21 protein-coding genes are annotated in these 22,192 nt (G+C 41.8%); 18 read left to right on the top strand and 3 right to left on the bottom strand.

The features are described 5' to 3' along the window. Positions 1–34 precede the first annotated feature (34 nt). The 4 genes from EG2_RS06085 to EG2_RS19890 all read left to right on the top strand — a co-directional run bounded on the left by EG2_RS06085 (position 35) and on the right by EG2_RS19890 (position 5,139). A complete protein-coding gene (locus tag EG2_RS06085) occupies positions 35–1,354 on the top strand; it encodes an APC family permease (RefSeq protein WP_060813964.1) in 1,320 nt (439 codons plus the stop codon). Continuing rightward, positions 1,351–2,316 (top strand): D-2-hydroxyacid dehydrogenase, encoded by a 966-nt coding sequence (locus tag EG2_RS06080; RefSeq protein WP_060813963.1) that lies wholly within the window; start codon positions 1,351–1,353, stop codon positions 2,314–2,316. Before EG2_RS06085 ends, EG2_RS06080 begins: the two co-directional genes overlap by 4 nt. Positions 2,317–2,657: 341 nt before the next feature. Continuing rightward, positions 2,658–3,380 (top strand): metal ABC transporter ATP-binding protein, encoded by a 723-nt coding sequence (locus EG2_RS06075; RefSeq protein ID WP_060813962.1) that lies wholly within the window; start codon positions 2,658–2,660, stop codon positions 3,378–3,380. 1 nt (position 3,381) lies between these two features. Beyond that, on the top strand, positions 3,382–5,139 hold the full coding sequence (locus tag EG2_RS19890; protein WP_082709527.1) for a metal ABC transporter permease subunit: 1,758 nt from the start codon (positions 3,382–3,384) through the stop codon (positions 5,137–5,139). A gap of 66 nt (positions 5,140–5,205) precedes the next feature. Here EG2_RS19890 and EG2_RS06065 read toward each other — a convergent pair whose 3' ends face one another. Then, complete coding sequence (locus tag EG2_RS06065; protein ID WP_060813961.1) at positions 5,206–6,066, bottom strand: metallophosphoesterase; 861 nt, start codon at positions 6,064–6,066, stop codon at positions 5,206–5,208. Between the two features lie 360 nt (positions 6,067–6,426). Continuing rightward, positions 6,427–7,107 (bottom strand): hypothetical protein, encoded by a 681-nt coding sequence (locus EG2_RS06060; RefSeq protein WP_060813960.1) that lies wholly within the window; start codon positions 7,105–7,107, stop codon positions 6,427–6,429. Between the two features lie 187 nt (positions 7,108–7,294). Between EG2_RS06060 and EG2_RS06055 the strand changes: the two genes are divergently transcribed. The 14 genes from EG2_RS06055 to EG2_RS05990 all read left to right on the top strand — a co-directional run bounded on the left by EG2_RS06055 (position 7,295) and on the right by EG2_RS05990 (position 21,320). Beyond that, a complete protein-coding gene (locus EG2_RS06055; RefSeq protein WP_060813959.1) occupies positions 7,295–8,068 on the top strand; it encodes a TatD family hydrolase in 774 nt (257 codons plus the stop codon). Then, on the top strand, positions 8,058–8,633 hold the full coding sequence (gene rnmV / locus EG2_RS06050; protein WP_060813958.1) for a ribonuclease M5: 576 nt from the start codon (positions 8,058–8,060) through the stop codon (positions 8,631–8,633). The genes EG2_RS06055 and rnmV overlap by 11 nt, the downstream gene beginning before the upstream one ends. After that, positions 8,630–9,532 carry a 16S rRNA (adenine(1518)-N(6)/adenine(1519)-N(6))-dimethyltransferase RsmA gene (gene rsmA, locus EG2_RS06045; protein WP_060813957.1) on the top strand — a complete coding sequence of 301 codons (903 nt, stop codon included), beginning with the start codon at positions 8,630–8,632 and terminating at the stop codon, positions 9,530–9,532. Before rnmV ends, rsmA begins: the two co-directional genes overlap by 4 nt. Positions 9,533–9,787: 255 nt before the next feature. Next, entirely contained in the window at positions 9,788–10,402 is a 615-nt protein-coding gene (locus EG2_RS06040) for a hypothetical protein (RefSeq protein ID WP_060813956.1), read from the top strand. Positions 10,403–10,617: 215 nt separating this feature from the next. After that, the gene (locus EG2_RS06035) at positions 10,618–11,388 is read left to right on the top strand and encodes a C39 family peptidase (RefSeq protein ID WP_249024278.1); all 771 of its coding nucleotides are present in this window, start codon (positions 10,618–10,620) and stop codon (positions 11,386–11,388) included. A gap of 633 nt (positions 11,389–12,021) precedes the next feature. Beyond that, on the top strand, positions 12,022–12,975 hold the full coding sequence (locus EG2_RS06030; protein WP_060813954.1) for a homoserine O-succinyltransferase: 954 nt from the start codon (positions 12,022–12,024) through the stop codon (positions 12,973–12,975). 321 nt (positions 12,976–13,296) lie between these two features. After that, on the top strand, positions 13,297–14,388 hold the full coding sequence (locus tag EG2_RS06025; RefSeq protein ID WP_060813953.1) for an aminotransferase class I/II-fold pyridoxal phosphate-dependent enzyme: 1,092 nt from the start codon (positions 13,297–13,299) through the stop codon (positions 14,386–14,388). A gap of 266 nt (positions 14,389–14,654) precedes the next feature. Next, positions 14,655–15,470, top strand: a complete 816-nt coding sequence (locus EG2_RS06020; protein ID WP_060813952.1) for a MetQ/NlpA family ABC transporter substrate-binding protein — start codon at positions 14,655–14,657, stop codon at positions 15,468–15,470. A gap of 15 nt (positions 15,471–15,485) precedes the next feature. Beyond that, positions 15,486–17,066, top strand: coding sequence for an ABC transporter substrate-binding protein (locus tag EG2_RS06015; protein ID WP_060813951.1), 1,581 nt, complete (start codon positions 15,486–15,488; stop codon positions 17,064–17,066). Between the two features lie 310 nt (positions 17,067–17,376). Further along, positions 17,377–18,339: an ABC transporter permease gene (locus EG2_RS06010; protein WP_005470889.1), complete on the top strand. Its 963-nt coding sequence runs from the start codon at positions 17,377–17,379 to the stop codon at positions 18,337–18,339. After that, positions 18,336–19,166 (top strand): ABC transporter permease, encoded by an 831-nt coding sequence (locus tag EG2_RS06005; RefSeq protein ID WP_060813950.1) that lies wholly within the window; start codon positions 18,336–18,338, stop codon positions 19,164–19,166. The genes EG2_RS06010 and EG2_RS06005 overlap by 4 nt, the downstream gene beginning before the upstream one ends. Before the next feature lie 5 nt (positions 19,167–19,171). Beyond that, the gene (locus EG2_RS06000; RefSeq protein WP_060813949.1) at positions 19,172–20,044 is read left to right on the top strand and encodes an ABC transporter ATP-binding protein; all 873 of its coding nucleotides are present in this window, start codon (positions 19,172–19,174) and stop codon (positions 20,042–20,044) included. Continuing rightward, positions 20,041–20,931 carry an ATP-binding cassette domain-containing protein gene (locus EG2_RS05995; RefSeq protein ID WP_060813948.1) on the top strand — a complete coding sequence of 297 codons (891 nt, stop codon included), beginning with the start codon at positions 20,041–20,043 and terminating at the stop codon, positions 20,929–20,931. Before EG2_RS06000 ends, EG2_RS05995 begins: the two co-directional genes overlap by 4 nt. Next, positions 20,928–21,320: an OsmC family protein gene (locus tag EG2_RS05990; protein WP_060813947.1), complete on the top strand. Its 393-nt coding sequence runs from the start codon at positions 20,928–20,930 to the stop codon at positions 21,318–21,320. Before EG2_RS05995 ends, EG2_RS05990 begins: the two co-directional genes overlap by 4 nt. Before the next feature lie 68 nt (positions 21,321–21,388). Here the strand turns inward: EG2_RS05990 and EG2_RS05985 are convergent, their stop codons facing one another. Then, a complete protein-coding gene (locus EG2_RS05985; protein WP_060813946.1) occupies positions 21,389–22,045 on the bottom strand; it encodes a Crp/Fnr family transcriptional regulator in 657 nt (218 codons plus the stop codon). Positions 22,046–22,192: the final 147 nt, after the last annotated feature.

Genomic DNA, 22,192 nt, shown 5'->3' with positions numbered 1-22,192 from the left:
ACTTTGATTTAGTCAAAAAAAGGAGCGTGAGTATTTGAAGAGTCAACTAAAGAAAGAAATCACTTTTTTCGGAGCACTTTCGACAGTCATGGGAACTGTGATTGGAGCCGGGGTGTTCTTTAAAGCGGCTGCAGTGGTCCAACATACGCAATCCTCTAGCTTAACATTGCTTGTGTGGTTGATTGCTGGCTGTTTGACGATCTGTGGCGGACTAACGGTAGCGGAGCTAGCAACAGCAATACCAGAAACTGGTGGTCCTATTCGCTACATTGAACGAATTTACGGGAAATTGCCTTCTTTCTTGCTAGGATGGGCTCAAAGCATTATTTATTTCCCTGCCAATATAGCAGCGTTGAGTATTATTTTTGCCACTCAGTGTTTGAATCTGTTTCATTTGCCCGCAAGTTATCTCTTGCCGCTATCGTTGATCACCGGTACCAGTGTTAGTTTGATCAATCTATTAGGGACAAAAACCGCCGCAGGTGTACAGTCATTTACATTATCAATCAAATTGATTCCCATCGCATTGATCGTTTTAGTGGGACTAATGACACCAGGACGAGTGTCAGTCTCGGTAATCAATTTTTCTATAACAAGTGATGGTTCGATCATCGCAGGAATCAGCAGTGCATTACTAGCGACTCTCTTCGCTTATGATGGCTGGTTAGGTGTTGGAAATATTGCTGGTGAAATGAAGCGGCCGGAAAAGGATCTTCCGAAAGCCATTATCTTTGGATTAAGTTTTGTAACCTTGGTTTATCTCCTGATCAATCTTGTTTTCTTGAAAACATTGCCCTTAGAACAGATTGCTGGAAACTTAAATAGTGCTTCAGAAACCGCATTGCAATTGTTTGGTGATTTTGGGGGCAAACTAGTGACGATTGGTATTTTGATTTCAGTTTATGGCGCACTCAATGGGTATACGATGACCGGATTGCGGGTGCCTTATGCCATGGCACTCGAGAATGAAGTTCCATTCAGTTCGACCTTTGTTAAATTGACAAATAAAACCAAGGCTCCTTATGCGGCGGTTTTTTTCCAATTAGCAATTGCGTGTTTGATGATGTTGTTGGGTAGTTTTGATCTCTTAACGGATATGTTGATTTTTGTGATGTGGTTTTTTAGTGTATTATTGTTTGTAGGTGTGATCTTGTTAAGAAAAAAAGCACCTGAGCTCAATCGTCCATACAAGGTTCCGTTGTACCCGATCACACCGATCATCGCTCTTTTAGGGGGCGGATTCATTTTAATAATGACGATCCTTACGGCCCCTGTGCTTGCATTGATCGGTATTTTGATCACCTGTTTAGGGATTCCAGTCTTTTATTTCCAACAGAGAGGAGCAAAAAAATGAAAATTGTTGTTTTAGACGGCTATGCGTTGAATCCAGGAGATTTAGATTGGCAGCCATTAGCTGGATTAGGGAAAATCACGATTTATGATCGCACTTCCTATACAGATACGAAGGAGATCATTGAGCGAATCGGCAAAGCAACGGCTGTTTTTACGAACAAAACGCCCCTTACAAAGGAAATACTCCAAGCATGTCCTAACATCAATTATATCGGCGTGCTGGCAACTGGCTACAATGTTGTTGATTTACAAGCTGCAGCATCTCAAGGGATTACCGTCACAAATATTCCCAGCTATAGTACGAATTCAGTAGCGCAAGCTACATTTGCTTTATTACTTGAGGTAACGAATCAAGTAGGGCGGCACAACCAATCCGTCCATCAAGGAGATTGGCAAAACAGTCCCGATTTCTCTTATTGGCAAACGCCACTGACTGAAATTGCCAACAAGACGATCGGTTTGATCGGCTATGGTGCGATTGCTCAGGCAGTCGCTGAAATTGCTCATGCGTTTCAAATGAAGGTCATCTATTACAATCATCGACCAAAAACGCCGCAGGCTGAATGGGCAGAACAAGTTTCGTTGGAGAGACTCTTTCAACAAGCAGATGTGATCAGTCTCCATGTGCCGCAATTTCCCGATACTGAGAAGATGATCGACGCCCGTGCATTGTCTCAAATGAAAAAGGATGTTATCTTGATCAACACTGCTCGCGGTGGATTACTGGATGAACAAGCGGTAGCAGAAGCGTTGTCAGCTGGACAAGTTGCTGCTCTGGCAGCTGATGTCGTTTCGAAAGAACCAATCACGGCTGACAATCCATTGTTGCATGCGCCTAACTGCTATTTGACGCCGCATATTGCGTGGGCACCATTAGAGACCCGGCAACGATTGCTAGCTATCGCTGTCTCAAATTACAAACATTTCTTAGAGAATCAACCAGTCAACGTAGTATCTAAGTAGTGACGAGTAAATTGCCGACAACTGGTACTCTAGGTTGATTCTTCATCACAAATTTTGAAAAAAATCAGCGAATGCTGATTAGAAAGTTTTCTTTTAAAAAGTTTCCCTCAAAGGAGTGGAAACTTTTTTTGTTTGGTCACACTAAAAGTAACGGCGAATGAATAAAGCGATCTGCTAGGGTCAAGGAAGTTGAAGGAACACTTTATTTTTTCTTATTGGATTTTATTTGTGTAAAAAATCCCTTGCATTCAACAGGAGAATCGGTATAATTGGAAATAAGTTAGGCATACCTAAAAAATAAATAAACGATACTTTAACATAAATGTAAAGGAGCACAAACTATGATCGCATTTTCAAAAATATCCGCCAGCTATGATGGGAAAAATCAAGCTGTCTCTGGACTATCTTTCTGTGTTGATAAGCCGGCAATTGTAGGGATCATCGGACCGAATGGTGCGGGGAAATCTACCTTCATCAAAGCTGCACTGCAACTAATCCCTTCCGAAGGACATGTCACATCGAATGGAATGGCGCTCAATAAGTTCCAAAAAAAGATAGCCTATGTGGAACAAAAGACTGCAGTCGATTATACATTTCCGATTACAGTAAAAGAAGTGGTGTCATTAGGACTCTATCCGCAGCTTTCCCTGTTTCAACGAATAACGGCCAAAGATTGGCAGAAAGTCACCGCTGCATTGGAGTCTGTCCAAATGGCTGACTTTGCTGAACGGCAGATCGGCGAACTATCTGGCGGTCAGTTCCAAAGAGTATTGATCGCTCGCACATTACTGCAAGAAGCGGAATTCATTTTTTTAGATGAACCATTTGTAGGAATCGATGCGATGAGCGAAGCAATTATAGTAGGACTTCTGCGTGAATTTCGCCAACAAGGAAAGACAATTTTTATTGTTCATCATGATTTAGGCAAAGTGACTGAATACTTCGATGAACTAGTGATGATGAACCAGCATTTGATCGCATATGGACCGACGACGACTGTTTTTACTGAAACAAATTTGAAAGAAACATTCGGCGATACGATCATCGTGAAAGGAGGGGCTTAAGATGATTAGTCAGTTTATTGATGGACTAGTTCATTACCATTTTCTGCAAAATGCCTTGATCACTGCCGTAGCAATCGGTGTTGTTACAGGGGTGATTGGTTGTTTTATTATTTTGCGGGGAATGTCATTGATGGGAGATGCCATTTCTCACGCCGTACTTCCAGGAGTAGCATTATCCTATATTTTAGGGGTGAATTTTTTTGTCGGAGCGATTTTCTTTGGTGTTCTTGCATCGATCATTATCACCTATATTTCTAACAATAGTTTGATCAAAAGTGATACGGCGATCGGGATCACCTTCAGCTCCTTTTTAGCTTTGGGAGTTATCTTGATTGGCGTAGCTAACAGTTCTACGGATTTGTTTCATATCTTATTCGGAAATGTGCTCGCAGTCCAAGATGGGGATAAATGGGTCACGATTGCGATTGCTTTACTGGTCATTGCATTGATAATGATCTTCTTTCGGCCATTGCTGATCACTTCTTTTGATCCGATGATGGCGAAAGCTTTTGGGATGAATGTACAAGTATATCATTACTTGTTGATGCTGCTTTTGACATTAGTTTCCGTTACGGCGATGCAAAGTGTCGGTACGATCTTGATTGTGGCTTTGCTGGTTACGCCAGCAGCAACTGCTTATTTATTTACAAAACGCCTTAGCCATATGATGGTGATTGCAGGGATTCTAGGCGGTGCTTCTTCTGTGATTGGGTTATTTATCGGTTATACCTTTAATATTGCAGCCGGATCAAGTATTGTCCTCACTGCAGCTGTTTTGTTTGTCTTAGGATTTCTCTTTTCACCAAAACAACAAACGAGTCCTGCCAAACGCTGGCTGACCACGGCAATGGTTTCTGCTGCCGCTGTTGCAGGAGGATTCTTGATTTATCAGCAAGCAGAGCAGGCGGCAACCGTTGATGACAAATTAAATGTTGTAGTGACCAATTCGATTTTAGCAGATATGACCAAAAACATCGCCGGGGACAAAATCAATCTCCACAGCATCGTTCCTGTAGGGCGTGACCCTCATGAATATGAACCACTGGCAGAAGATGTCCAAAAAGCCACTGATGCTGACATTCTATTTTATAATGGCTTGAATTTAGAGACAGGCGGCAACGGCTGGTTTACTAAATTAATGAACAACGCCAACAAAAAAGCGGGTGAAGATTATTTTGCCGTCAGTGATGGCGTGGAAGTCCTGTATCTATCGGATGACGCTGATCATACAAAGGCAGATCCTCATGCATGGCTTAATTTGGAAAATGGGATGATTTATGCGCGAAATATCGCCCAACAATTGAGCAAGAAAGATCCGGCAAATCAGGAGTTTTATCAAGAAAACTTAGAACACTATCTGCAGCAGCTTTCCGAATTAGACCAACAAGCCAAAGATAATTTTGCTTCAATTCCTGAAGAAAAGAAATTGATCGTGACAAGTGAAGGCGCCTTTAAGTACTTTTCGAAAGCCTATGATGTGCCATCCGCTTATATCTGGGAAATCAACACCGAAGAAGAAGGAACGCCTGCTCAGATCAAGAATTTAGTCGACCAATTGCAAGCATCGGCAGTTCCTTCATTGTTTGTCGAGAGTAGCGTTAATACTCGCCCAATGCAAAGCGTGTCTCGGGATTCAGGTATTCCGATCTACGGCACTGTCTTTACAGACTCCATCGCTGAACCTGGACAAGACGGCGATAGTTATTATGCGATGATGAAGTGGAATTTGGAGACGATCTATAACGGATTACGCCAATAACGAAAACAAGCTCTTAAGTATCCTAACTATCCAAACGAAGATAGGGGGATCACTTAAGAGCTTGTTTTAGGCTACAGCATGTTTTTCGGACGGCACGAGATGATAGTACGTGATTTCCGGGGGCACAGCAAAGCGCGCTGGAATCGCCGTGGTCCCCACACCATTGGACACACTTAGAAGTGTGTTCGCGGCTAAAAGATAGAGACCATCTGTATATTTGAGGGCGCCTTTCGTTTTCGCACGATAAAAGGGCACACGAATCTGGCCTCCATGGCTGTGACCGGATAGAACGAGATCATAGTCACGAATGTTATCTACTCGAGAGACATAGTCAGGTTCATGAATCAAGAGAATCTGCCATTCTGCTAATGTTGGCTCGTAATGGTAGTGGGCACTTTTGCTCGCACTATCGATCCCTACGATATTCATTGAGGTTTTCTCATCAGAACCAAATACAGATTCATTGTCCAACAAGGTGAAATTGGCGTTTTCATACACTTCATTCACAAAATATTGCCCATCATTCAAATGATCATGATTTCCTAACACAGCGATTTTCCCCATTGGCGCATTCAATTTCTTTAACTTTTCAATGAGGCGGCTGGTTGAACGGTGAGGCCACTTACGGTAATTGTCGATCAAGTCACCCGTGATGATGATCAAATCAGGTTTGTTTAAGATCGTGGAACGGATGATGCGATTGATGCGTTGCGGTTTGAACCAACGAGAAAAGTGTAGATCACTGATATGTGCGACTACTACATTCTGTTCATTTTGATAAAGATCATAGGCTTTGGAAATATCAAGGACCGTTTGCTTTTCTTTTTTGATCAAATAATGCCGCTGTTTTAATCGGCGCGGCTCAATAATAAAGGCGTAAAAAAGCAAGCCCACAAGGAAGGAAAAGATAAAAATGAAGGTCAGCATAGCGGGTCTCCTTTTTTGTTTAGCTAACTAATAGCATAGTAGATTCACCCCAAAAAAGCAATCAAACAAAAGACATTCAGTAAAAAATTTTTTCCTTTTTTTTATTGATTTTCAAAAAATAAAAAAACAAATCCACTTTTTCCATTGTTTTTGTTTAACGATGAAAATATCCAGCTTAGATAACAAGAGCAGCAGTCAAGCACACTTGAAATAATAGGCGAAGGGCTCCTGCATTGCAGAAGCCCTGTGTTGGAAGTCTAAGTGTTCATAATCGCGTCCTTTTCCACTAGTCATGGATCTTAAATGCTGGCAAATCAGTTTCAATGTCAGCGTGGAATCAAGCTTTAGGTTTCGCAAAAATCATTTGTTTCGCAGTCGTTGTAATCGGCGTCCTTTCTTTGAAGGAATCAATGCAGTCAAACAATCATAAGGAGTGGTGATCAGTAGCCAAGCAAATGCTTTACTAGAGGCAAACTGATAATTTCGCTTGAACAAAAGATGCCCGCTGATCAAGGCAAAAATAACCGCTGCAATCATGATCCATTGATCATCGAATGTTGTAAAATGATGAATCGCTGTGATCAAGAAAGGGTAGCTGTAAAAGTACACGGCTGTAAAAATAAAGGTCAAGTTTCTTGTCAACTGTCTGAGAGTGAGCAGAAAGAAAAGCGCTGAAAGCAACAAACCAAGAGGAGGAAAGAGTGTCACCAGAAACGAATAGACAACTCCCCAGAGAATCATTCCAGGACCTTTGACTAGTGCTGCAATGACAAAAACAAATAAAAGAAATAAGAGCTGTTGGGTAAATGTGGCTACAGTCACTAAACTAAATAGAATCAGTAAGAACCAGTGAGAAAATGTCGCTGTTTGATCTTTGGCAATCGGCTTTTGCTGCAATTTGAGCCAGTTAGCAAAACTTGGGAAATCTTTTTGGAAGTTTTGTTGAAAATTCCCATTGAATTGTTGATGAGCATTTTGCTGACGATAATAGTGATAGCGTTGCCGTAAAGTACATTTTGTAAATGGTTTTGATTTTTCCATCTTTTCACCTCCGAATCTGATGGATCATAGGTCTATTATAGTCGACTGGCTTTTTTTCTCCCTCCACCTTTGGGCTGATTTTTCATGATTGCTGAAAACTTTCTTTAGCAAATGAAAAAACAAGAAGGATTCGTTTCTTAAAGCCGCAAAATATGCTAGAGTATAGAGGAAACAAGGAGGAAGTTTTATGATTTTTGATTCACATACGCATTTAAATGCAGAACAATTTAATGAAGAGATTCCCGAAACGATTGCCAGAGCTCGCGAGCTAGGAGTAACGAAAATGGCAGTTGTCGGATTTGATCAACCTACGATTGAAAAGTCATTGGCATTAAGTCAAGAATATGATGGGATATACAGTATCATTGGATGGCATCCAACAGAAGCGGGATCTTACACAAAAGAGATTGAGGCATTCATCCAAGAGCGCCTGACACAACCCAAAGTTGTAGCTTTAGGAGAAATTGGATTGGACTATCATTGGATGGAAGATCCAAAAGAGGTACAATCGGCTGTCTTTCGTCGGCAAATCGCGATTGCCAAAGAGATGCATTTACCTATCAGTATTCATACCCGAGAAGCGATCGAAGACACGTACCAGATTTTAAAAGAAGAAAAAATCACTGATATCGGCGGCATCATGCATAGTTTCAGTGGTGATGGCGAATGGGCAAAGCGCTTTTTGGATCTAGGTATGCACATTTCATTTAGTGGTGTAGTGACCTTCAAAAAGGCGTTGGATGTCCAAGAAGCTGCGCAAGTGGTTCCAATCGATCGTCTATTAGTGGAAACTGATGCACCTTATCTTGCACCAATGCCTTACCGAGGAAAACGTAATGAACCAGGGTATACCCGCTATGTAGTCGAAAAAATCGCGGAACTGCGTCAGATGTCTTTTGAGGAAGTCGCCAAGCAAACGTATATCAATGCTGAGAAGTTGTTCAACCTTTATGAAGGATAGATGGAGAATCGAAGAGATCATTGTCGTCGAAGGGAAAGACGATACGCGCCGATTGCAAGAAGTGTTTGATGTCGATACGATTGAAACGATCGGATCAGCGATTGACGAAACCATCTTAAGTCAAATTGAACATGCCCAAGAGACTCGTGGAGTGATCGTTTTTACAGACCCTGATTTTTCAGGTGAAAAAATTCGTAAAATCATAATGGAAGCTGTCCCGGATGCCCAACATGCCTTTTTGCCTCGAAGCCAAGCTGCACCAAAGAAAAAGGGCAGTTTAGGAGTGGAACACGCTAGTGATGAAGCGCTTAGAGAAGCACTTCGCAGAGTCGTCACGCCAGTCAGTCAGCAAGATGAAGACGAGAGTGAAAAAATTTCTCGTCAAGTTTTAGCAAGCTATGGGCTGATTGCTGGTGAGCAAGCACGAGCAAAAAGGGAAAAACTCGGAGATGTTTTACGAATCGGTTATACGAATGCCAAACAGTTGGAAAAACGTCTTGCCATGTTTCGTATTACTGAAACAGATTTGGCTGAAGCAATGAAGATAGTGGAGGAAGAATTGTGAAAGAACAAAGGGATATTGCAACCCCATCAAGAACGAAAGAAATATTAGCAAAACATGGCTTTACCTTCAAAAAGAGCCTAGGGCAGAATTTCTTGACTGAACCTAATATTTTGCGCAAAATCGTTGCGACTGCTGCAATCGATGATCAAACAAATGTGATTGAAGTCGGACCGGGGATCGGTGCTCTGACCGAGCAATTGGCGAAACATGCGCGTCAAGTCCTGGCTTTTGAGATTGATGACCGTTTGATCCAAGTTTTACAAGATACATTGGCTCCTTATCCGAACATTCAAGTGATTCATCAAGATGTTTTGCAAGCAGACTTGTCTACAACGATCAGAGAAGCTTTTACCGATGAACTGCCAATCAAAGTCGTAGCGAATCTTCCTTACTATATTACGACGCCGATCATGATGCATTTCTTAGAATCACAGGCGCCAATCCAAGAAATGGTAGTCATGATGCAAAAAGAAGTGGCTGACCGTATTTCAGCTGTTCCAGGAACGAAAGCGTATGGCTCTTTATCGATCGCTGTCCAATACTACATGGAAGCAGAGCTTGCTTTCATTGTCCCTAAGACGGTTTTTGTGCCCCAACCAAATGTGGATTCCGCAATCTTGAAGCTGACTCGTCGTGCAACTCCTGCGGTTGAAGTAACAGATGAAAAAGAATTCTTCAAGTTGACGAAGGCGGCCTTCCAGTTACGACGGAAAACGTTGTGGAATAACCTGCAGAATTCCTATGGAAAAGATGAAAAAACGAAAGAATGGCTTAAAGCGAGTTTAGCTGCCAGTGAAATTGATCCAACTCGTCGCGGAGAGACATTGTCATTAGCAGAATTCGCACGTTTGAGCAATGAAATGCTGGCGCACAAAAAGGGACTTGAAATAAATGAATAATGAAACAGCAAGGGCTATGGCATAAGTGAGGCAACAAACTGAATATCTGAAGGAAAGGGGAAAGGACCTATTCCAACCGTATCGTTGGTTCAAGAGGCCCTTTTAGCAGAATTCGCTACCTTATCTCCTTCAGGTATTTTTGTCTGTTCATACTTAGATCATCGTCCTGTTTTTTTTGTGTCTTGACACCTTAGTGTTTTCAAGCTACAATGAGCGAGATAAATGTGTCAAGACACATCGGAGGAGGAATTATTCATGAAGAAACATTCAGTACGTCATTTAACGATTGCAGCACTTTTAATTGGTATGGGAATCGTTATTCCAATGGTGATGCCCAAGATCGTCATCGGGCCGGCTTCCTTTACTTTAGCTAGTCATGTGCCATTGTTTGTGGCGATGTTCTTTTCACCAGGGATGGCGATTGCAGTAGCTTTAGGTACCACATTTGGCTTTTTTATCACATTACCGCCAATCATTGCTTTGCGGGCATTGTCGCACGTTGTTTTTGCCGTGATCGGGGCAATTTACTTACAAAAAAATCCAAGTATTTTATTAAAGAACGGCAAGCCAACATTATTCAATGCTCGTTTCCAAGCCTTTAATCTTGTGATTGGCCTTATCCATTCTATTGTGGAAATGCTTGTTGTAGCTGTTTTCTATTTTACCGGCAATGTACCAGGCACCGCTTTTGATGGCAATTTTTACTACTTCTTGTTTGTCTTGATGGGTATCGGTGGCTTGATCCATAGTTTGGTAGATTATAACTTAGCCTATTTTGTTGCCGGGGCACTAAGCAAACAGTTCGATATTCGTTCCTTTTCAAGCGCAAAAAAACTATTACTAGGAAAAAAGAAACAAGTCCTTTCTTAGAATTAGACAACAAATACAAAGCGTAATGGTAAATGCTAAGGGAACTTTCCCCATGTTCTCTTAGCTTATTTTTATGCTCATTTAGGGATGGTCTAAATCATTGGATTCAACGATTTGAGAAGCATTGTTTTCCTAAATTAAGGTTCTAAAACATAAATTCTTTTCGTTCCTTTGACATTCAAGGTATAATAGTCAAAGAAGAAAGGAGTAAACTGATGAAAAAGAAAAGCATTCGTTTGCTTTTAGGTCTGCTCGCCTTTAGTTTGTTCTTTATCTTGCTTTTCTACGATAAAGCTGGAGCAGCTCCTTATGTGAAGAAGCAAGAACAAGCGGCACAATCGGTGACTCCGATATCAGGACTGGAGCTGACTGCAGAAAAAGAAGAGCCCGTGATTCGATTAGATGTACCATTGGAAAGCCAATTTGATCCAGAATATTTAGGGAATGGCTGTGAAGTAACTGCTTTATCCATGCTGTTGAATTTCTACGGGTATGATACAAATAAAAATGAGCTGGCTGCCAAATTAGACTATGTCCCTGTTTACGCAGATGAAACTCATCGAGGAGACCCGCGAGAAGGTTTTGTGGGGAATATTTATGGCGGTGATGAAGCAATGGGGGTTGCGGTAGAGCCAATCGCCAAAGTTGCTGGCCAGATGGTAGGGGCATCCTATCAAGTGGTAAGTGGTCGAGATAAATCTTTTGCTGAGATTATTGAAGTTTTGGAGCAGGGAACACCTATCTGGATGATTGCTACCCTTGAATTGCAAGTACCAACCAATGCTGATTTTTTTGAGTGGCCGACACAATCGGGAATGATCTACGAAACGACATTGATCCATTCCGTTGTTATTACTGGAATAGATGGAGACAAAATGTATGTCAACGATCCTTATGGCTACAAGGATCGTGAAGTCTCACGGAACGATCTTCAAGAAATCTATGAACAAATGGATCAACAATATCTCTATCTTTCAGAGAAATAAGCCAAAGTCTTAAAAAGCGGATTGACATTGAATGAAAGAACGATTATAATTCTTAGAAATTACAAATAGAGATGAAACGTTGAAGAGAAGAGTAAGCGCTACGTTGAAGGTACAGAGACTCCGGTTGGTGAAAAAGGAGACATGAGACAGGCGTTGAAGATGAGCTCTGAGTTTCTATTTAGTTCACGCCAAATAGACGGTATGCGCCCGATAACGCGCCAAGTATCATTGGTACTGTTGAGGTGCACGCCTGCAAAGGCAGCACGAATTAGGGTGGTAACACGAGTCAGTCGTCCCTTTTATCGTTAATGTAACGATAAAAGGGACGACTTTTTGCTGTGAATCACTGCGACTGACATGCAAAGCATGGTATGCAAGTCCTTCTTAGCGAACTATGCTTAGAAGCGACTGTAGGCGAAGCACAGAGTAGACGAGTAGATGATGAACAGTACTAGGCGACCGAAGGGAACGTAGTCACCACGTCCCGAATCACTGCGACTGACATGCAAAGCATGGTATGCAAGTCACACTGAACCAACCATGTTCAGAAGCAACGATAGGTGAAACCTCGAAAAGCGATAAGGTAATAAAAAGTGAATGTTCATAGGAGTCGATTGAAAAAGGAGTGAGAAGATGCCAATCATCATCCCCAAAGAATTACCGGCAGCAGCTATTTTGAAGCACAATATTTTTGCTTTACAAGAACAGCGAGCTATCAAACAAGAAATTCGCCCTTTGAAAATTGCGATCGTCAACTTGATGCCGCAAAAAATCACAACAGAAAATCAATTGCTGCAGCTTTTGTCCCAAAGTCCTTTGCAAATCGAAGTAACATTATTGAAAATGCAGCAACATGAAAGCAAGAATACTAGCTCGACTCATCTAGAAAAGTTTTATGTCGCATTTAAGGCAGTCAGTGAAGAACGTTTCGATGCCTTGATCATTACAGGAGCACCAGTCGAAAAAATGCCTTTTGAAATGATTGATTATTGGCAGGAACTTCAGGAAGTCATGGCTTGGAGTCAAACAAATTGTACATCGGTATTGCATATCTGTTGGGGAGCACAAGCTGGGTTGTACTATCATTACGGTATCGAAAAAGTGCTTCATAAGCAAAAACTTTTTGGTGTTTTTGAACAGCGAGTGATCGAGGCTCATCCGCTGATACGGGGATTTGATGATTTCTTCATGATGCCCCATTCTCGTTATACGGGGATCAATGAGGCGCAGCTGCCACTTGCACCTCTGGAAGTGCTTGTTACAGGAATAGAGACCGGTCCAGCACTCTTAGTTTCCCATGACCATAAAAATAGTTTTCTTTTAGGGCATTTGGAATACCATACAGAAACGTTGAAAGAAGAATATTTGCGAGATAAAGCCAAAGGACTCAAAACGGCACTTCCCCAAAATTATTTTTCCGACCAGCAAGGAACGGTCATCAATCGCTGGCGAGGGCATGCGTCCTTGTTTTTCAGTAACTGGATTCACGAAACCTACCAGCGCACGCCCTATGATTTACAGATTCTGCCAACGCGTACTGGTTATTATATAGGTAATGAATGGGAGGGCGGACATAGACGGCAGTGATTTTATTCAATGATTTTTTCAGTGAAACAAAAGAGTGCTAGACAAAGAAGGTTGATCCGAAAAGCCCGCTAGTTTTAAACTAGCGACTGCTGTAATCATTTACTGCTACCCTCAATCAATGGTCAGGTTTTCCACAGCGAATGATCAAAACAGCTCATTTTGCTTCATTGTTTCACAAAAGGCTTTGATTGATTCATTCTACTCATCAACGAACAACTTGGCAGTTAAGGCAACTAGTTTCATTACTATCGTCAGAATCTTGCGACAACGACTTTATCCCGCTTCATTGAGCACACTAAACAAAGAAAGGAAAATGCGATTATGACTGTTGATATGACGACTTTTTTAGCACAACTAGGCAATCGTTCGGATCAAGCGACGGGAGCTGTCAGTGCACCAATCTATCTCTCTACCACCTATGCGCATCCTGAATTAGGTCAAAGTACCGGTTATGATTATACACGTACCAAAAACCCGACGAGAGAGCTATTAGAATCCGGGCTGGCTACCTTAGAAAATGGCGCTCGGGGAATCGTCACGAGCTCAGGTATGAGTGCGATCGCATTGATTTTTGAACTTTTTCCAAGCGGTAGTGAATTTCTCGTATCAAGAGATTTATATGGGGGGAGTTATCGTTTTTTTGAAGAGTTACAAGCGCGCCAGATTGCTTATTTTCACTATTTCAATACGCTGAACGAACTTGAAGAGCAAATCAGTCCAACGATTGCGGCGGTCTTTTTAGAAACTCCGACAAATCCATTAATGACAGAAATCGATGTGTCCGCGGTCGCCGAGATCGCGCATCAAGTCAATGCTTTACTCATCGTTGACAATACTTTTTTGACACCATTGAGGCAAAAACCGTTGGAACTAGGCGCAGACCTCGTTCTTCATTCTGGGACCAAGTTCCTGACAGGTCACAATGATATTTTGGCTGGTGTGATCATTGCAAAAGAAGTCTCCCTGGGTGAACGCTTGACCTATCTTGCCAATACCACTGGCCCAACTTTAAGCAGCTTCGACTGTTGGTTGTTCATTCGCAGTTTAAAAACGTTGCCGTTACGGTTTGAAAGACAAGAGCAAAACGCAAAAGAAATCGCTGCGTTTTTAAAACACCAGCCAGCAATCAAAGACGTACTGTATCCTGGCGTAGGAGGTATGATCAGTCTTCGGTTAAAGGAGGCAGTGAAAGTCCGTTCATTTTTGAAGGAACTCTCAATTTTTACATTTGCTGAAAGTTTGGGCGGAGTTGAAAGTCTAATTACTTATCCTACGACGCAGACACATGCAGATATCCCTAAAGAGGTGCGGGAGTCCTATGGTTTGACGCCGGATCTCTTGCGGCTCTCTATTGGGATCGAGAATAGTCAGGACTTGATTGCGGATCTTACGCAGGCATTGTCTCACATCTAAAAAAACTCCTCTTTGCGAGTACTATAGAAAGATACAGCGCAAGGCTTTACTAGAGTTTCTTTATTGACAGTTTTTGGTGTATAAGATAAAGTTACACTACATATGAATAGTTAGTCCGATGATCAATTGACTACAGCAGGAAATGTAAAGTTGTAGTTAAGTACTAAGTATTCTATTCAGTCATTGCGTCTATTCGCGACAATCACAAGAAAGGGATCGTTGCTTCTGTAGGCTTCGCTCAAAGGGGGAAAAAGGGGAAGAAAAAAATGAAAATAAGTTGGAAAAAATGGGGTAGCATATTTTTAGGCGTATTAGTATTTGCTTTGGCAGGCTGCAGCAAACCTGCCTCGGAGGCAACTACAGTAAAGCTTGGGGTTGTTGGAGAGCAAAATGAAGCTTGGGAATATGTTCAGGAACAATTGTTGGAAAAAGAGCAAATCGATCTACAGCTCGTTAAATTTACTGATTATCGTCAGCCCATTCTGGCACTAGAGGACGGTTCGATTGATCTGCACGCAGCCTTAACAGAGATTTTTATGGATAATGTCAATCAGGAAAGCGGATATTCCAATACAACGATTGCTTATACCACACTCAATCCATTGGGGATTTATTCAGACAAAATCAAAGACATTGCTGAATTGGCTGATGGCGCTACTGTCGCGTTACCAAATGACGTTTCAAATGAGAGTCGCGCATTATTGTTGCTGCAAACGGCTGGGGTGATCACATTGGATCAATCAAAAGGTCTGCTGCCAACGACGAATGATATCACCGATAACCCGAAGCAGCTGACGTTCAAGTTGCTGGATGCCAATCAGACCGCACGAGCAATAACGGATGTCGATATTTCATTGATTAACAATGGGATGGCTGTTGATGCCGGATTTGTGCCAACAGAAGATGCGATTTTCTTAGAGCCTGTCGCAGACTCGTCCAAACCTTATTACAATGTGATCGCGGCCCGAGCGGAGGAAAAAGAAAATCAGACGTATCAGACGATCATTGAGTATTATCAAACAGATGAAGTCAAAGAAATCATTGATAAAGTAACAAAAAAATCAAGTATACCTGTATGGTAAGAAAGTAGGAGAACGATGAAAAATTGGAAAAAAGGATTGATTGGGACGGCGATTATCAGTATAGGTTTATTCTTAGCTGCGTGCTCCTCATCCAGTACACAAGATTCAACAACAAAAACTTCAACTCAAGCAGGAGATAAAGACACGTTTACTTATGCGATCAGCGGTGATCCAACGTCAACGAATCCAATCAATACGAGTGACCGTTGGGGGCTGACTGTCACCAACATGATCTATTCTCCTTTAGTGATTGTTGAAGCGGATGGAACAACCCAAAATGCACTGGCAGATTCCGTTGAGCCAGCTGAGGATGGTTTGTCTTTGACGGTTCATTTGAAAAAAGATGTGAAATGGTCAGATGGCGAAGCCTTTACCGCAGAGGATGTTGTTTTTACTTATGAACAAAAAGTGAAAAAAGAAAACGGCAATGCAGATGCGTTATGGGTAGATGGAAAACCGGTCAGCATTGAAAAAGTTGACGATTATACAGTGAAGTTCGTGTTACCTTCTGCAAGTGCAGCAGCATTAAATAATATCGCAACTGAAACGTATATCATTCCTGAACATATTTATAAAGATGTGACTGATTTTTCTGTTAGCGAATTACCTGAAACCCCCGTAGGAACAGGGCCTTACAAATTAAAGGAATACAAGCGCGGCGAATATTTTACTTTTGAAGCTAATGAAAACTATTACGGCGGCGAAGCAGCAATCAAAAATGTTACGTTGCGGATCATTGAAAGTACTGATACGGCTAAAGTCGCTTTACAAAAAGGCGAAGTAGATGCGGCAGTTGTCTTACCTTCTGATATTGAAGATTTGGATGACTCAACGATCTCAGTATATCCGTATACTGAAAATCGGGTTGGTTATCTAGGATTGAATACTCATTCTGATGCCCTCAAAGATGTCAAAGTACGACAAGCGGTTCTTTATGCTTTGAACAAAAATGAAATGAATCAGGCGGCGTATTTGAGTGATGAATATTATGATACGCCATATTCTTTCTTGCCACCGAACAATCCTTACGCGACCGAAGACGTGGAAAAATATGAAACAAATGTGGAAAAAGCCAAAGAACTTTTGCAAGAAGCAGGTGTATCCAATCTCCAACTGAATCTAGCATTTACTTCAACGGACCCTGCACAAACGATTCAGGCAACATTGATTCAACAACAATTACAGCAAGCAGGTATCAACGTTTCATTGGAAGGCGGCGATGGAACAGCGATCTTTACAGAATTGAAAAAAGCCGGTTCGACAAAATACAATTTATTTTTAGGCGGCTATATCATGGGGAATGACCCAGATCTTTATGGTATGCTTTTCAAAACGGATGGCAGCTCAAATTATTTCCAAACAGAGAACAAAACTACCGATGATTTGTTTGCTAAAGCAGCGGTTGAGTTAGATGAAACAAAACGGAAAGAGTTATATGACCAGCTGCAACAAGCCATTGCCGATGATGCTAGAATCTATCCTATCGTAGATAATAAAAAGATTTTAGCCGTCAACAATCGCATTGCCAATGTAGAAGAAGCTGGCTTGATTCCAATCTATACATTTGAAGATATGTCAAAATTGACGATCAAGTAACATGAATGGTTGTGACAGAAGTCAAAGAAAGACGGAAAAACATAGACGGATTCGCCTTCTTTAAAGTTGGCGGATCTGCACCAAGAAGTTGGGCTGTGCCCTAAGTAACATCCAGATGAAAATGCTTGAATGGTTGAGATAGTGGTAGACGCTGAGGATACAACCGCTCTTGTATGACAGGAGCCATCTCAAGTTTTTTCGGATATCAGTTGGATGAAGTACTTAGGTTCTTGTTCCTCTGGTGCATGCGCTTTGTTATCAGTCTAGCTGCCTTCTGTCATGATTTTTTTTGAGAGAAAGAAGGGAAACCATGTTTCGATATATTATGAAGCGAGTATTGCAGGCTATTCCTCTGCTATTCGTTATTTCATTCATCGTTTTTTCACTGATTCATATCGCACCCTATGATGTGATCGATTCAATCACAACGCCAAATATGACACAAGAGCAAATCGATCTGTTGCGGCAACGCTATGGATTGGATCAACCATTTCTAGTGCAATACTTTCTATGGATCAAAAATATCCTTACAGGGAACTTAGGATTTTCATTAGTATCCCAGAACAGTATCGCTCAAGAATTAGCGGTCAGAATCCCTAATACGATTCGACTGGTTCTGCCAGCGTATCTGACTGCATTGTTGTTAGCAATTTTACTAGGACTGTTGGCGGCAGCAAACAAGGGAAAAGTATGGGATCGTCTGATCGACGGTATTGCTTCTTTAGGAATCGCGGTGCCTACATTCTGGTTTGCAATGATTTTGATTTATCTTTTTGGGTATCGGCTGAATCTGTTTCCTATCATTGGGATGTATACAGTTGGAAAAGAAGGAGATTTCAACGATTTTCTTCAACATTTCATTTTGCCTTATGCAACACTGACGGTCGCTTTTTTCCCAGAATTAACTCGGTACATTCGCGCCTCAGCTACGCAACAAGTATCAGAAGATTATGTCGTTGTACAGCAGGCATTTCACGCTACGAAATGGCAGATTTTTAGCCGTCATATCAGTCGCAATGTGTTAATCCCGATCGTGACGCAAATTGGTTTGGCACTGCCAATGCTGGTCACAGGAGCAATCATTACAGAAACCATCTATGGCTGGCCAGGGGTCGGTCCTTATTTGATGAGTGCTACGAAAAGTTTGGACTATCCTGTGATCATGGCAATCATGTTGCTGTCAGCGACCTTAGTTATTTTAGGCAATCTATTGGCGGATGTTCTTTATTCGATTGTTGATCCAAGAATACGTAAAGGAGGGAATCGTTCATGAAACGATTGAAGAAAATCAGAAAGGCGATTTTCTCTTCTCCAGTTTACGCCTTTTCTTTTATCTTTTTGACGTTGCTGATTTTGTTGTCATTAGCGGCACCTTTGATTCCAATCGATCCGAATGCGACGGATGTCAGCAATATGTCCCAAGCACCTAGCTGGGCCCATCTGTTCGGAACGGATGAAGTTGGACGAGACTATTTCATTCGAGTCGTCTACGGTGGTCGGGTCTCGTTATTAGTGGGAGTACTAGCGATGATTACAGCTACATTGATCGGCACGATGGTCGGTTTAGCTGCCGGATATTTTGGTGGTTGGGTGGACAGTATTTTGATGCGTCTTGTTGATGTCTTGTCTTCCATTCCTTGGTTGGTATTAGTGATTGTTTTAAGTGTCTTTCTACGTCCAGGATTGACGACGATCATTATTGTGATTGGCGGCTTTTCGTGGATGAATATCGCTCGTCTGATTCGGGGAGAAACACTTGCTGCGAAAGAAAGAGAATATGTTGTCTATGGTAAGTTTATTGGACGGACATCCTTTAGTATTATTTTCCGCCATATTTTCCCAGCAGTTTTACCTACGCTGATCGTGGCAGCTTCTGCCAGCATCTCAGGAGCAATCATGACAGAATCTGCGTTGAGTTTTTTGGGAATGGGAATCCAACAGCCAATGGCTTCTTGGGGGAGTTTGCTGCAAAATGCCCAAAGCAGTTTGCAACGTGCCCCTTATATGGCAATTCTGCCCGGCTTATTCGTGATTTTTACCATTTATTCATTTAATAATCTGGGGGACATGATCAAACGTGTCTTGCAGCGGGAGGTGTAGCAAGCATGACAGAGCCATTACTGACGGTGAAAAACTTAAACGTGTTTTTTCATAGAAAACAAGGAAATCAGCAGCTGCTGAAAGAAATCGACCTAGTCATTCCTAAAGGACAAGTCGTGGGGATCGTCGGTGAATCAGGCAGTGGCAAGAGTATGACGATGAAAAGCGTGATGGGGATCTTACCAGAAAATATCTCCGATTCCTTTGACTCGTTTGTTTTTGAAGGCCAACCAGTTGTTGATCGCAGCAAATTACCGCTAGCCATGATTTTTCAAGATCCAATGACATCATTGAACCCTTTGCGAACCATCGGGTATCACTTGATTGAAGTCATTCGCAGACATCAGAAGATGTCAAAAAAAGCTGCGCAAACAATTGCCATTGCGGAGTTGAACAAGGTAGGGATACCCCTTCCTGAACAGCGGATGAAGCAGTATCCCCATGAATTATCAGGGGGGATGCGGCAGCGGGTCATGATCGCTATGGCACTGTTGGCACAGCCGAAGTTGCTGATTGCAGATGAACCAACGACTGCATTAGATGTAACGATTCAAGCTCAGATCTTGGCATTGATCAAGGAATTGCAGCGAGCAGAGAACCTTTCGGTCGTTCTGGTGACCCATGATTTTGGGGTTGTCGCTGGTATGTGTGATTTTATCAAGGTGATGTACCAAGGAAGAGTGGTAGAGGAAGGGACTGCTGAAGAAATTTTCTATCAACCTCAGCATCTCTATACGAAGCAACTGCTCGAGGCCGCCCACTTAGGGGATAAAGAAGAAACAGTTATCTTTGACTATCAGGAAGATCTTCCTGATGTGTTACACGCTCGGAAAATCTCTGAGACGCATCGTGTTTGGGAAGGAGGGGCAATCAATTGAAGGAATTGATACGAGTCGAAGAGGCCAGCAAAACGTTTCGAAGCAAAAACTGGCGTGGGGTAGTGACAGAAGTCCGTGCAGTAGAGAATGTTAGTTTGACGATCCATCGGGGCGAAACTCTAGGCCTTGTAGGAGAATCAGGCAGTGGTAAAACAACATTAGGCCGTAGTATTTTGAATCTGGAAACTTTATCTGCAGGCAAAGTCTTTTTTGAGGGACAAGAGCTGGCAAGTTTGTCACCAGAGGAACAAAAGAAACGCTATCAGCAGATGCAAGTAATTTTTCAAGATCCTTATTCTGCGTTGAATCCACGAATGACTGCTTTGGAGTTAGTGATGGAGCCTTTACTGAAAGAAACGAAAGACGCTGCACGAGCAAAGGCTAAAGAGATACTTGCGATCGTTGGAATCAAAGGAGAGGACATCCATAAATTTCCTCGGAATTTCAGTGGTGGACAACGTCAACGGATCGGGATTGCCCGAGCAGTCGTTAATCGACCAGCCTTTGTCTTGTGTGATGAACCAACTTCTGCATTAGATGTGTCGATTCAAGCGCAGATCATTCAATTACTCCTAAAGCTGCAAAAAGAATTTTCATTGTCCTATTTGTTTATTTCCCATGATTTATCCGTGATCCGTCATATCAGTGACCGCACCGCAGTCATGTATCAAGGAAAATTGGTTGAATTGGCGCCAACAAAGCGACTCTTTGAAAGCCCTCAGCATCCTTATACAAAGAAACTATTGGCAGCAGCACCAATCGCTGATCCAATTCTGGCTCGAGCAGCAATGGATCAGAAAGACATCCAAGAAACGATCACTTTAAGTCCTCTTTTTGAATGGATAGAAGTAGAAAAAGAACATTATGTAAGGAGAGAAAAGAAATGACAGTTGAAACCTTAACACTGGTTCAAGGAAAAGATAAATTAGAATTACCACAGCAAAATGGCAACTGGGTCTTGGCTCGAGAACTAGGATACTCACCGGTTCAGATGCTTGTAACTGCAGCCGCAGCTTGTGGCGGTTATGTGTACACTTCTGTTTTGGAAAATTCCCATGTGCCTGCTGAGATTGAAAAAATCGAAGTCAGTTATACGAGAGATTCTACGAAGAAAGCAGAGCCGATCTCTTCGATCCAGATCGATTTTTATGCGCGGATTTCAGCGGAATATCAAGAAAAAGCCATTCGCTGTCTCAAACTCGTTTCTCCGAATTGTCCAGTCATCCAATCATTAGATCCGACGATTACGGTAGCAGAAACAGTTCATTTCATCTAGTTCAAACAATACAAAACACGTTAAACAAAAAGGCAGCTAGTCGAATTTCATTAGACTAGCTGCCTTTTTTAATAAATAATATTTTCGCGAATCGACCCGATATCTAAAACCAACAGTTTCCGGTCTTGAGTCTTGATAGCACCGCTTTCTCTCAACCGCTGCATCATTCGATTGACACTACTTGCTGAAGTGATACCGCAAAAGCGGGCGATTTCCTCATTGGTTACCTCAAAATCAATCAAGGTTCCTTCACCCATTGGGACCCCAAAGGTTTCGTATAATTCATTCAATTGTGTACAGACCGCACCAAATTTGCCATTCATCAGCATTTGCTGCATTTTTTTCATGGAGTACATCAGATTTTTGCGATAGTACTCTTTGACATAATCTTGCAACGCCCGATTTTGATTGACGTCTGTCCAGAATTGATCGCGCACGATCTTATATAATTCGGCTTCTTCTGACTCGACCCGCACATTGAAGGGCGCTTCGACTTCTTGTGAAGATTCATCTTTAAAAAGAGAAACAATATCGAAATCATTCATATAGCGCAAATTGAATTCACGCCCCTCATGAGTGACGACACTTGTCTTGATGATCCCTTTTTTCAAAATATAGACATAACGATCAGGGATTCCTTCATACGTCAAATAACTTCTTTTTTTACGTATGACTACTGGAATATTATTTTGTTCTAAATAGTCCATTAATAGCTGTTTTGCCAAACAAAGCACTCCTCTTATTCCTATAGTGTTTCCTTTTCAATGAACAGTCACATTCGCCAAATCTGGGTGAATATTCCTTTTTAATTAAAGAACATTCTAACTCAAAAAGCAATAACAAATGTTAATGTATTATGTTTTTGTTTTTTT

Source organism: Enterococcus gallinarum NBRC 100675, assembly GCF_001544275.1.
GTDB classification, from domain to species: Bacteria; Bacillota; Bacilli; order Lactobacillales; family Enterococcaceae; genus Enterococcus_D; species Enterococcus_D gallinarum.
Note: the sequence above shows the minus strand (reverse complement) of the source record. Positions and strands in the feature narration are given on the sequence as shown.

What these genes read in the sequence shown, in the direction of transcription:
- EG2_RS06080 (WP_060813963.1), top strand. Translation starts at nt 1,351, where the DNA reads ATGAAAATTGTTGTTTTAGACGGCTATGCGTTGAATCCAGGAGATTTA.
- EG2_RS06075 (WP_060813962.1), top strand. Translation starts at nt 2,658, where the DNA reads ATGATCGCATTTTCAAAAATATCCGCCAGCTATGATGGGAAAAATCAA.
- EG2_RS19890 (WP_082709527.1), top strand. Translation starts at nt 3,382, where the DNA reads ATGATTAGTCAGTTTATTGATGGACTAGTTCATTACCATTTTCTGCAA.
- EG2_RS06065 (WP_060813961.1), bottom strand. Translation starts at nt 6,066, where the DNA reads ATGCTGACCTTCATTTTTATCTTTTCCTTCCTTGTGGGCTTGCTTTTT.
- EG2_RS06060 (WP_060813960.1), bottom strand. Translation starts at nt 7,107, where the DNA reads ATGGAAAAATCAAAACCATTTACAAAATGTACTTTACGGCAACGCTAT.
- EG2_RS06055 (WP_060813959.1), top strand. Translation starts at nt 7,295, where the DNA reads ATGATTTTTGATTCACATACGCATTTAAATGCAGAACAATTTAATGAA.
- rnmV (WP_060813958.1), top strand. Translation starts at nt 8,058, where the DNA reads ATGAAGGATAGATGGAGAATCGAAGAGATCATTGTCGTCGAAGGGAAA.
- EG2_RS06040 (WP_060813956.1), top strand. Translation starts at nt 9,788, where the DNA reads ATGAAGAAACATTCAGTACGTCATTTAACGATTGCAGCACTTTTAATT.
- EG2_RS06035 (WP_249024278.1), top strand. Translation starts at nt 10,618, where the DNA reads ATGAAAAAGAAAAGCATTCGTTTGCTTTTAGGTCTGCTCGCCTTTAGT.
- EG2_RS06030 (WP_060813954.1), top strand. Translation starts at nt 12,022, where the DNA reads ATGCCAATCATCATCCCCAAAGAATTACCGGCAGCAGCTATTTTGAAG.
- EG2_RS06025 (WP_060813953.1), top strand. Translation starts at nt 13,297, where the DNA reads ATGACTGTTGATATGACGACTTTTTTAGCACAACTAGGCAATCGTTCG.
- EG2_RS06020 (WP_060813952.1), top strand. Translation starts at nt 14,655, where the DNA reads ATGAAAATAAGTTGGAAAAAATGGGGTAGCATATTTTTAGGCGTATTA.
- EG2_RS06015 (WP_060813951.1), top strand. Translation starts at nt 15,486, where the DNA reads ATGAAAAATTGGAAAAAAGGATTGATTGGGACGGCGATTATCAGTATA.
- EG2_RS06010 (WP_005470889.1), top strand. Translation starts at nt 17,377, where the DNA reads ATGTTTCGATATATTATGAAGCGAGTATTGCAGGCTATTCCTCTGCTA.
- EG2_RS06005 (WP_060813950.1), top strand. Translation starts at nt 18,336, where the DNA reads ATGAAACGATTGAAGAAAATCAGAAAGGCGATTTTCTCTTCTCCAGTT.
- EG2_RS06000 (WP_060813949.1), top strand. Translation starts at nt 19,172, where the DNA reads ATGACAGAGCCATTACTGACGGTGAAAAACTTAAACGTGTTTTTTCAT.
- EG2_RS05990 (WP_060813947.1), top strand. Translation starts at nt 20,928, where the DNA reads ATGACAGTTGAAACCTTAACACTGGTTCAAGGAAAAGATAAATTAGAA.